We start from the raw sequence: 8,919 nt of genomic DNA on the forward strand, positions 1-8,919 counted from the left end.
ATCACCACCCCCTCGCCATGTCGATGTAGCCGCGGGCGGTCATGCGACTTCCTTCCAAATTTCCCGGCGTCGGACGCTGCTGATCAGTTCCCTGGTCACTCCGTAGCGCTTCGCCAAAATCGGCCCGCTTTCGGTAGATGACCGGATGATGCGAACGATATCCGGGTTGAGCTTTGCGCTGTGGTGGCGGACACCGCGAGCGTAGGTGTCAGGCGTTGGCGGCACGGGAACCATCCGCCCCTTCTGCATCGCGTCACGTACATTCTCAGATCGCGTACCCTCCCAGAGGTGGTTGGGATTTACGCATCCAGGATTGTCGCAGGTATGGCAGGCCATCATCGGGTGTGGGATGGTGCGCCCGAGCTTCAACGCCAAGCTGTAGCGATGCGCTTGGATGTTCTGACCAAGCGCCCAGAAGCGGCCATAACCTTGCGAGTTCCGGAACGCAGTCCACATCCAGCAATCATCCGGACCACGCCGATCGACCTTCTCCCAAAACAACGCCTGTCGCTTTTCCGAGAACATCACAGTCCTTTCCGCATGTTGATGTAATCCCGCGCCCAATCGGCCCGGATCGAATATTTGGCAGCCAGCTTCTCAGGATCGGCCTTGGCGAGCGCCGCTGGCGGCGTCTTCATCAACGCGATGAGGAAATCGGTCAGCGGCGCGCGTGCCATCAGAACGGGACCTCGTCGTTCAAGTCATCACCGTAGTTGAACCCGCCGCCCTGATTGGATTTGGGCGACGACTGGCGAGTGCCGGCGTCACGCTGCGTTGAGCCACGCTGCTGACCGGTATCGCTGCCCTTGCCGCCATCCAGCAGCAGGATCCGGGCATCCGGTCCCTGCAACACGACTTCGGTCGAGTACCGATCGTTGCCCTGCTGGTCCTGCCACTTGCGGGTTTGCAGCTTGCCTTCGATCAGCAGTTTCGAACCCTTCGACACGTACCGCTCGACGATACCGACTAGCCCCTCGGTGAACACAGCCACCGTGTGCCATTCGGTCTTTTCCTTGCGCTCGCCGGACTGCTTGTCCTTCCAGCTTTCTGACGTGGCGATGGAAAGGTTCACGACCTTGCCGCCATTGCCGAAGCTGCGGCTTTCGGGGTCCTTCCCCACGTTGCCGACCAACGTCACCCGGTTCATCGATCCCGCCACACTCAATCTCCAATCTGGTTGAGCGCGGGTGCAGAACGGTACTCGGACCTACCGGGGGAGGCAGCCGTAAGGCGGCCCCCGGTATGGTACGTAGTACCTACACACACCCCCGCAGCACTTCCGCGCACTTCCGCATGCACTTCCGCAAGGTTTTTCAATGGTTTAGCTGTTTCGCAAAAATCACTTCCGCAGCACTTCCGCAAATCACTTCCGCGAGCACTTCCGCAAGCAATTTCAATGACATAGCGCGATTTTGCGGAAGTGCTCAAAGGCCTTCTCCCGCACTTCCGCAAGGGCGATCCGGCCAGTTTACGACCCGAAGACCCTGCTTTCCGTTGCGCGTATCGTACGTCTCGGTCTGGATAATTCCGGCCGCGCCCCAGCGCTTGATCTGCGCGGATGCGGCCTTGCCCGACAGTTTGAAACGGTATTGCAGCCAGTTGCCGAGGTAGCGCTCGGGCGAGTTATACGCGGCACTGAACGGGTTGCTTGCCCGCCACCGTGCGTCGATCTCCTGGAGCGCTGCCCAAGCATGGGCGTCGGTAAATTGTGGACCTGCGGGAGCGCCGTCCTCCGCTTTTGGCGGGAGCACGAACGTGCCGTTTTGCCACATGAAGCCGATCTCCGATCCCTTGCGGGCGTAGTTGGCTTTCTCGTTGCGAAGCACACGATAGTCGGGGTCGATAACGATACCGTCTTCGTTCTTCGGGGTTTCAAGGAACAGGCGCGATCGCACCTGATTTTCCCACGCGGTCGAACCCGAGTAGGAGTCGCCGGCTTTGTTCGGGAAGCCCACGAGAATGACCGCACCGTCGATATCGCGCGCCATGGCGTTGGCGAGATTGACGAAGGCGGCGACCTCGGAACGGGCGTTCTCGTTGCCGGTGAACATGTGGCTGGTGTTATCCAGCACGATCAGACGGACGCCCAATGCCTGGGCGGTCTGAACGATTTCTCGATAGCGCTTCGCCGTCACCAGCGTGCGCTTGTCGTCGAATGTGCAAAGCTCGTTGCCCATCTCGCCGTAGAGGCTGAGCAGATGGACGTGGCCCCGGGTAGCGCCCAACGGCATTTCGAGGCCGTCGCAGATCGCTTGCTGACGACGATGCAACTCATCGTTGTCGTCCTCGCAGGTGATGTAAAGGGTTGGGCAGCGATCGACGTTCACGCCAAGGAACGGCATGCCCATACCAGCACAAGTGCATAGCAGCTGCGACAGAAGCGACTTCCCTGCGGCCCCTGCGCCGGTCAGCAGCGTGGCTTGATGGTTCGGGACCAGCCCCTCCACCTTCCACTCACGGACAGGCGGCTTAATGCCCTGCCAGTCCGCCGGCGAAAGGACGGCAAGCGGCAATGGCGCGCGATCGACAAACACCGCCGCCACGTCGTCCAACCCGTAATGGCCGGCTTGATCGTTGAAGTCGGTGCCGTCCGCACCTTGCAGATCCGGCAGCGCGACGCGCCCGCCCACGGCATCGGAAGCGGCCTGTGCCTCGTCCACCCCGTTCACATCGGCTGCAATGATGATCGCGCGCCCCGGATAGCGCTTCGCCGCCAGTTCGGCGGTACGAACGAGCGCACCCTTGCTGAACCCGATGACGACCAGATGCCCGGTTGCCATTTGCACGGTAGCACCTGTCGCGAAGCCTTCGGCGATGACGATCGGGCCGTCCTTGGCATCGCCGATCGTGAAGGTGCCACCCTTTACCGGAGCGCCGGCATGGAACAGCTTCTTGCCGCCAGCCTCTGGCGGGATCGACTGAACGGAAGCGATCAACCCCTGTTCGTCGAAGATCGGGACCAGAAGATTGTCGCCTTCACGACGGCAGCCATAGGGCGCGACGTTCTTGCGCGTCAGATAGCCGTTCTCGGTGCCGTCGACGGGCAAGGCACGCTGCCAGCGGCTGCGGGCACCCTGCACCGCGTCCTGCGCGTGCTTGGCCTGGGCGGCTTCGCGCTGACGCATCTCCTGCGCCCGGCGTTGCTGGTCGATCTCGTCGAGCACCGGGGCATTGCCACCGGTCAGATAACGGATCGCGCACGAAATGCTGGTGCGTTGGGTGCCGGCCACGAAGTCAAGCACGTCGCCGTGCGCGCTGCATCCGAAGCAATGGTAGGTCTGATCCTTGTACAGAACCAGCGAAGGCGTCTTGTCCGCGTGGAACGGGCAGCACGCCACCTTGTTCGCGCCCGACCGACGCAATTGCACAACCTTGGCGACCACCGTTTCCAGCGGATAGTCGCGGCGGATCGCATCGAAATCTATCGCCATGCTCACGCCGTTTCCAACTGGTTAGCGGTTATCATCAGGCAGGCATCGTCGCGCGAGATGCACTCGGCAGCACCCGCCGCCACGATCAGCGCCTTGCGGGCTTCGGCATCCCGGCAGCGATCGACCAGCGATTGCAGCGCGGTCAGATGCTCGGGGATCGTGAAGGCGGGCGGGACGATCTTCATTGCAGCCCCCGGACGGGCGCGCCCCATTCGAGGAACAGCGACAGCGCGAACTCGGGCGTCCGCACGCAAGCGACGCGGAATCCGCGGGCAAGCATGGCGTTGCCCCATTCGATCTGGTTTTCGCTCAGGTCACCCTTACCGTCCTTCCATTCGAGGAAGGCGATGCCGTGGTTCCAAGCGTAGTGCTCGTCGAACACGCCGGCGGTCAGACCCTCGCGCTTCGACTGCGCCTGCGCCTTCAGCCCGCGCTTGCCAGCGTTCGGCACGCCCCATGAAGTGACCGAAGGCCCCTGGTAGCGCAGGAGTTTGCGGAAACCGGATTGGCGCGCTGCCTCGCTTTCACGCGCCTTGTCCTTTGGTTCGACCGGGAACAGCGGCACCGGCGATGCGTCGCACGCAAGGGCGGCCCAGGCGGTCACAGCAGGCCGGCCTTGCGCATCTCAGCGCGGGCGGTGTCGACGGTCACGTCATAGCGCTTCGCCAGCGTCTCCGGCGTTTCCGCAGCGATCATGTGCGGCTGCGCCATCCCGAGAAAGCGCACGACATCGAGACGCTTATCCTCGCGGGTGCGCGCTTTCGGGACGCGGGCGTAGCGGTCTGACTTCACGCCACGGCCCTCCGCAAAGGCAGGCAATGCCCACATCCGAAGTCGAGCGCGGCGTCGGAGCGCGTGCCGCAGTGGCCGCAGGTGAAGCGCTCGGTGCGGATGGGCTCTATGGTGGCGTTCTTGAGCCCCAGCGACCGCAGACGCATGGATGCGGTCGTCGGCGCGACATGCAGCTTCTGCCCGATCTTCCACAGCGGCGTGCCGGCAGCGAACAGCTCAGCCAGCAAGGCATCTTCGGCCTCGGTCCATTCGCGGGGTGCGAAGGCGCGGCTCACGCCAGCACCAGATGAAAAGCGGGCCGCTCGCACGGTAGCACCGGGTGATAGGTGAAGCGACGCGATCCAACGACGACGATCGCAGACGGATCGGCAGCGACGGTTTCCTTGCCGCGATTGCGGGTCATGATGACGGAGCAGCGGAGGTCCATTACGCCTCGTCCTCCAAACGCTTTTCGACCAAGCGCGCGTACCCTTGGATGTCGTGCCAGTTGTCGAGATAGGTCGGGTCGCCGTTGAGAATGCGCGCAATCTTGTCGGCGATGGTCGTCAGAGCCTGCGCCATGTCCGGCGCGAGGTATGCCCACTTGGTTGGAGCATCGTCGGTGCCGCGCATGACCAGTTGCAGGTTCTGCGCAATTGCTGCGTGATCGGCAAAGCTACCGTAGCGGTCGCCACGTTCGGCTAGGGTGTTGTTGAGGTCGGACATCACGCCACCGCCTTCAGTCCGCCGATGCGGGACAGCTTGCGATCGAGAATGGCGCGGACGGTGCGAAGCTCCGGCTCCATGGCCAGCAGCTCGACGTGATCAATCGATCCGTCAGCTTCGGCATCGATGACCTTGGCCAGCAGAGTGACTAGCGCCGACGAAGTGCGTACGTCCGACGTGCAGACGGCATCCTTGGGCACGATGCGGACGCCATAGGCGTCTGCCACATCGTCGAGTACGCCGGGGCACTTCTGGTTCAGGTCGAACAGACGCTTGGGATCGGTCGAAGCGCCGCGCTTGATGTTGCCGATCTGCTTGGTCGAGAGGTCCATCGCAGCAGCTACCGGACGATCGCCACCCAGCTTGCGGGCCGCGCGTTCCAGTCCCAGAACGACACGCGCGTGGAACTCGGCTTCCGACACATCGTATACGGCGGGAACGACAGGGCCACTCACAGCGACGTACCCCGGTCGCCATGGATATTACGCAAATTGCGGGAAACGGGGGTGCCAAGGTGGAAGCCGTCTTGATCTTCGTAACCCTCGGGTGCCGTGTCGCACAGAATCTGCAAGCCGAGCAGCATCGTGCCGACGGCGACCGCGACGATAAGGAACGGGTCCATCTACTGTACCTCGCTTGGGGTGATGACGGGCGGGCGCTGGGGTTGCAGCGGGCGCAGCTTGTCGACGAAGTCCGTCACTGCCGCGCATCCCCGCGGTCGCGTCGAGGGGAAGTGGCGGGGGTGCGGGGCTGGTACGGCTCGATAGCCTTCGGACGCCACTGCACGTTGAACAACCTGTGACCGATCGCAGTCAGAACGCCAATGACGGCGCGTTCGTGTTTCCTCGCCTCGGCCTCATCAGCGCAAATGACGATGGGCACCGCCTCGACCGCGCCATCGCCGCCGAGAAGCCACACGTCCCAGCCACTTTTCGCGCTACGCTTGCGAGCGAGGGCTTGTTCGTACTGAAGACGGAAATCGCCGGTCTTCGAGGTCTGACCGACGTACCGGATTTCTGCGCTGCCGACGTTGCGCAGGCCGTAGACGTAATGAGTCATGCCGACACCTGCGCACGACGACGAGGCTGCGGCTGAAGCCCGAAGAAGTCGTTTGGCGTAACCGCGCCGCTCGTAGCGTCGAGGATGCGGCGCATCACGTTCGGTGATGGCACCGATCCTTTCCGCAATCGGTTCACGGTGGACTGGTTGAGCCCCACCATCGCCGCGAAAGCGGGTTCAGTGATGCCCTTCGAGACGAGGTAGCTGTCTAGCGTCATGACACAGAATATGTGCCACATGCATATGCGCGTCAAGCATAATTATGCGTCTGCGCACATCGAACGCATTCGTATACCGGCGCATATTCCGGTCATGGCTACACCTACGCGACACAAAACGTTTCTTCGCGAATGGCGAAAGATGAAACCGGGTCGGACGCTCGAAATGGTCGCGGCTGAGTTGCACATCAGCCAACCGCAGCTTGGGAGGATCGAAAAGGGCCAGCAGCCCTACAATCAAGACCTATTGGAAGCTTTGGCCGATTTGTACGGCTGCACCGTCGCTGACCTATTGATGAGAAACCCGACTGAACCGGATGCGATCTGGTCTATCTGGGACCAAGCTAAGCCGGGGCAGCGCCGACAGATCGTTGAAGTCGCCAAAACGCTGGTACGGACCGGGACTGACGGATGAGCTTGCGTCATCGCCTTGTGCCGCCCAACTCCGCTGATGGGTCGCGGTTCACCGTTCGGCTCGGTCGTGTCGCGAACTGGCTGTTTGCTGCGGTCGGCGCGCTATCAATTGCGGGTGCCGCCTACAGTTTGGTCGATGAGTTCGATACCACCAAGCGTTCCATGCGGGAATATAATGAGTGGCACGAACAGCGTGCGCCCTCCGTAGCGACCACTGATGGCAAGAGGCTTTACAAGGTAACGGTCAAGGGCAAGGTTCGTGAGGTCATCGGCCCAGAAGGGGCTAGCTATGCTCAGATTTTTGCAGCGATCGGCGACGCACAGGACGGAGAATGGCCGGGTGCTCTGATCATGGAGGGGCAGCCCGAGTACCCCCCTTACCTCCACACGTTTTCTTTTGCTGGCACGTTCTTGGTGCTAGCTTTTGGGCTAATCTGCTTCGTGATCGGCCGAGGCGTCCGCTACCTCCTCGCCAACGAATAGGCTCGCAAGAAAACCAGTTTCCTACAGCCGGGTAAGCGGGCAGCTTGCCCGGCGCTGATTCGTCGCGCCAAAAATAATATGCACTAGGCGCATTTTATGCGTTGACTGCATTATGCATCAAGCGCATATTCCTTTCATCAGGCCCCGCACCGACGCAGGGCGCCGCTTCGGCGGGATGGGAGATAGGCAGATGGCACAGCTTAGCAAAACCAACGAAGTAACCGTCCGCAACGCTCGGACCGGCCGCACCCTCGTTGGCGACACCTACTATGCCAAGGCGATCAGCGCCGCTTTCCGGTGTGCATCGCGTGGCCAGCAGGCCGCACTTGGCCACATCATTCAAGAAGATGGCACAGAGCACCTGTTCCGCGCTGTCAACGGCACGCTGGTGGCAGCATGAGCGCGCTGCATCCCGTGTTTGCCGGCATTCTGTCGGCGCACATCCATTCCGCGACGGTCGCCGATCGCTATCGTGATTGGGCGATCAGCTTCGATTATCCGCCGATCCCGTGCCGGGACTTCGACTGGTCCGCGACGCATCCCGATTACGACGGTGCCGACGACGCAAACGACAACCGCATCGTTCATGGCCGCACTCGCGACGACGTGATTGCTGCGATCGACGCTTGGTTTGAGGAGCATTCCGCATGACCCCGGCGGATGGCGGGGCGGCGGGGGTGACCCTGTACCGCGAAATCGATGCGCTGGGTGGGACGGCAAACACCGATCACGAACGCGGCTATGTCGCTGCAATTGACGACGTGCTGGCGATCCTGTCGCGGCGCGGGTTTAGTGAGGCGACTGATGCCGGCGCGGTCCCGATCGCAGTCGACGTATCCGAACTCCGCTGCCGCATCCAAGACGCGTTGCTCGCGTCGCTGGGCGATGTCTACGACTGCACCCGTGTGTGGTCGGCATGGAACGTCGGCACCATGGATCAGGACGATTTCGAACCGGTCCTCAATCGGCTCGACGAGCTTGTCGACGAGATCGCGATGCAGGTCACAAAGCCGTTTTCGGTTGTGCGGCCATGAGCATCCACACCCGCATCGAAGCCGCCAACGACCGGCTGACCTACGCCGAAGCCGCGATGATCGTCGCAGCCGAGCGTGGCCCGCGTCCGATCGTCCGGGTGCCGGTCAGCCATAGCTACAGCGGCCTGTCGAACGAGGCGCGGTATCTTGAAGCGACCCGCATGTTCGACGGCATCACCGCCCGCGAGGAATGGGACCGCGCTGTCAAAGCCGTCCTTGCCCGCCCCCTCACCGACCGCACGACGGAGGAATGAGATGAGCGGCCGCAACCACATTCACGTCCGAGGCAATCCGAACTTGATCGGAATGTATTCGATCCGAGGCCGCCGCAAAACAATGCGGGAATGGCCTGACGATTACCGAGTGATGTGCACGATCGCAATTGATGTTGCGTCACGCTGCTGGGTTTGGACGGGCGGCATCAGTCGACAAGGTTATGGGCGCGTGAAGGTTCGTGGCCGGGATTATAAAGCGCACCGGTTTTCCTGGGAAACATTCAAGGGCCCGATACCGGACAATTTGACGATTGATCATCTCTGCAAGAATAAGGCGTGCGTCAATCCAGATCATCTTGAGCCGGTAACTTCACGCGAAAACATACTTCGCAGCGACGGAGCGTCCGCAGTCAACGCACGGAAAACTCATTGCAACGCCGGGCATCCGTTCTCTGGCGACAATTTGTACATGCTCCGTGGAAACAGGATTTGCCGCGAGTGCGGCCGTGTGTCGGCTCGGAACTATCAACGCCGGAAAAGGGGAGCCGCGAAATGCAAGTAACTTTCA

21 protein-coding genes are annotated in these 8,919 nt (G+C 61.8%); 7 read left to right on the forward strand and 14 right to left on the reverse strand.

Annotated elements, in window-relative coordinates; translation table 11 throughout:
• Window positions 1-39 precede the first annotated feature (39 nt).
• From ACTHQV_RS13335 to ACTHQV_RS13400, 14 genes are all read right to left on the reverse strand, one after another.
• Window positions 40-525, reverse strand: a complete 486-nt coding sequence (locus ACTHQV_RS13335; RefSeq protein ID WP_440490914.1) for an HNH endonuclease — start codon at window positions 523-525, stop codon at window positions 40-42.
• Window positions 525-677 (reverse strand): hypothetical protein, encoded by a 153-nt coding sequence (locus ACTHQV_RS13340; protein ID WP_440490915.1) that lies wholly within the window; start codon window positions 675-677, stop codon window positions 525-527. Before ACTHQV_RS13340 ends, ACTHQV_RS13335 begins: the two co-directional genes overlap by 1 nt.
• On the reverse strand, window positions 677-1,159 hold the full coding sequence (ssb, locus tag ACTHQV_RS13345) for a single-stranded DNA-binding protein (RefSeq protein ID WP_440490917.1): 483 nt from the start codon (window positions 1,157-1,159) through the stop codon (window positions 677-679). The genes ACTHQV_RS13340 and ssb overlap by 1 nt, the downstream gene beginning before the upstream one ends.
• 265 nt (window positions 1,160-1,424) lie before the next feature.
• Window positions 1,425-3,431 (reverse strand): AAA family ATPase, encoded by a 2,007-nt coding sequence (locus ACTHQV_RS13350; protein ID WP_440490919.1) that lies wholly within the window; start codon window positions 3,429-3,431, stop codon window positions 1,425-1,427.
• Window positions 3,432-3,433: 2 nt separating this feature from the next.
• A complete protein-coding gene (locus ACTHQV_RS13355; RefSeq protein ID WP_440490921.1) occupies window positions 3,434-3,616 on the reverse strand; it encodes a hypothetical protein in 183 nt (60 codons plus the stop codon).
• Window positions 3,613-4,035 (reverse strand): hypothetical protein, encoded by a 423-nt coding sequence (locus ACTHQV_RS13360; protein ID WP_440490923.1) that lies wholly within the window; start codon window positions 4,033-4,035, stop codon window positions 3,613-3,615. Before ACTHQV_RS13360 ends, ACTHQV_RS13355 begins: the two co-directional genes overlap by 4 nt.
• A complete protein-coding gene (locus ACTHQV_RS13365) occupies window positions 4,032-4,223 on the reverse strand; it encodes a hypothetical protein (RefSeq protein WP_440490924.1) in 192 nt (63 codons plus the stop codon). The genes ACTHQV_RS13360 and ACTHQV_RS13365 overlap by 4 nt, the downstream gene beginning before the upstream one ends.
• Complete coding sequence (locus tag ACTHQV_RS13370; protein ID WP_440490925.1) at window positions 4,220-4,498, reverse strand: hypothetical protein; 279 nt, start codon at window positions 4,496-4,498, stop codon at window positions 4,220-4,222. The genes ACTHQV_RS13365 and ACTHQV_RS13370 overlap by 4 nt, the downstream gene beginning before the upstream one ends.
• Window positions 4,495-4,650 (reverse strand): hypothetical protein, encoded by a 156-nt coding sequence (locus ACTHQV_RS13375; RefSeq protein WP_440490926.1) that lies wholly within the window; start codon window positions 4,648-4,650, stop codon window positions 4,495-4,497. Before ACTHQV_RS13375 ends, ACTHQV_RS13370 begins: the two co-directional genes overlap by 4 nt.
• Window positions 4,650-4,928, reverse strand: coding sequence for a DUF6378 domain-containing protein (locus ACTHQV_RS13380; protein ID WP_440490928.1), 279 nt, complete (start codon window positions 4,926-4,928; stop codon window positions 4,650-4,652). Before ACTHQV_RS13380 ends, ACTHQV_RS13375 begins: the two co-directional genes overlap by 1 nt.
• The gene (locus tag ACTHQV_RS13385; protein ID WP_440490930.1) at window positions 4,928-5,350 is read right to left on the reverse strand and encodes a hypothetical protein; all 423 of its coding nucleotides are present in this window, start codon (window positions 5,348-5,350) and stop codon (window positions 4,928-4,930) included. Before ACTHQV_RS13385 ends, ACTHQV_RS13380 begins: the two co-directional genes overlap by 1 nt.
• A gap of 29 nt (window positions 5,351-5,379) precedes the next feature.
• Window positions 5,380-5,550, reverse strand: a complete 171-nt coding sequence (locus ACTHQV_RS13390) for a hypothetical protein (protein WP_440490931.1) — start codon at window positions 5,548-5,550, stop codon at window positions 5,380-5,382.
• Between the two features lie 74 nt (window positions 5,551-5,624).
• Window positions 5,625-5,987, reverse strand: coding sequence for a hypothetical protein (locus ACTHQV_RS13395; protein ID WP_440490933.1), 363 nt, complete (start codon window positions 5,985-5,987; stop codon window positions 5,625-5,627).
• A complete protein-coding gene (locus ACTHQV_RS13400; RefSeq protein ID WP_440490934.1) occupies window positions 5,984-6,205 on the reverse strand; it encodes a helix-turn-helix domain-containing protein in 222 nt (73 codons plus the stop codon). The genes ACTHQV_RS13395 and ACTHQV_RS13400 overlap by 4 nt, the downstream gene beginning before the upstream one ends.
• A gap of 19 nt (window positions 6,206-6,224) precedes the next feature.
• Between ACTHQV_RS13400 and ACTHQV_RS13405 the strand changes: the two genes are divergently transcribed.
• The 7 genes from ACTHQV_RS13405 to ACTHQV_RS13435 all read left to right on the forward strand — a co-directional run bounded on the left by ACTHQV_RS13405 (window position 6,225) and on the right by ACTHQV_RS13435 (window position 8,913).
• Window positions 6,225-6,620 (forward strand): helix-turn-helix domain-containing protein, encoded by a 396-nt coding sequence (locus ACTHQV_RS13405; RefSeq protein WP_440490935.1) that lies wholly within the window; start codon window positions 6,225-6,227, stop codon window positions 6,618-6,620.
• Complete coding sequence (locus tag ACTHQV_RS13410) at window positions 6,617-7,102, forward strand: hypothetical protein (protein WP_440490937.1); 486 nt, start codon at window positions 6,617-6,619, stop codon at window positions 7,100-7,102. Before ACTHQV_RS13405 ends, ACTHQV_RS13410 begins: the two co-directional genes overlap by 4 nt.
• A gap of 190 nt (window positions 7,103-7,292) precedes the next feature.
• Entirely contained in the window at window positions 7,293-7,502 is a 210-nt protein-coding gene (locus ACTHQV_RS13415) for a hypothetical protein (RefSeq protein WP_440490938.1), read from the forward strand.
• Window positions 7,499-7,753: a hypothetical protein gene (locus tag ACTHQV_RS13420; RefSeq protein WP_440490940.1), complete on the forward strand. Its 255-nt coding sequence runs from the start codon at window positions 7,499-7,501 to the stop codon at window positions 7,751-7,753. Before ACTHQV_RS13415 ends, ACTHQV_RS13420 begins: the two co-directional genes overlap by 4 nt.
• Window positions 7,750-8,136 carry a hypothetical protein gene (locus ACTHQV_RS13425; RefSeq protein ID WP_440490941.1) on the forward strand — a complete coding sequence of 129 codons (387 nt, stop codon included), beginning with the start codon at window positions 7,750-7,752 and terminating at the stop codon, window positions 8,134-8,136. The genes ACTHQV_RS13420 and ACTHQV_RS13425 overlap by 4 nt, the downstream gene beginning before the upstream one ends.
• The gene (locus tag ACTHQV_RS13430; RefSeq protein ID WP_440490942.1) at window positions 8,133-8,390 is read left to right on the forward strand and encodes a hypothetical protein; all 258 of its coding nucleotides are present in this window, start codon (window positions 8,133-8,135) and stop codon (window positions 8,388-8,390) included. Before ACTHQV_RS13425 ends, ACTHQV_RS13430 begins: the two co-directional genes overlap by 4 nt.
• A 112-nt stretch (window positions 8,391-8,502) precedes the next feature.
• The gene (locus ACTHQV_RS13435) at window positions 8,503-8,913 is read left to right on the forward strand and encodes an HNH endonuclease signature motif containing protein (RefSeq protein WP_440491125.1); all 411 of its coding nucleotides are present in this window, start codon (window positions 8,503-8,505) and stop codon (window positions 8,911-8,913) included.
• Window positions 8,914-8,919: the final 6 nt, after the last annotated feature.

Source organism: Sphingomonas sp. SAFR-052, assembly GCF_051965015.1.
Taxonomy (GTDB): domain Bacteria; phylum Pseudomonadota; class Alphaproteobacteria; order Sphingomonadales; family Sphingomonadaceae; genus Sphingomonas.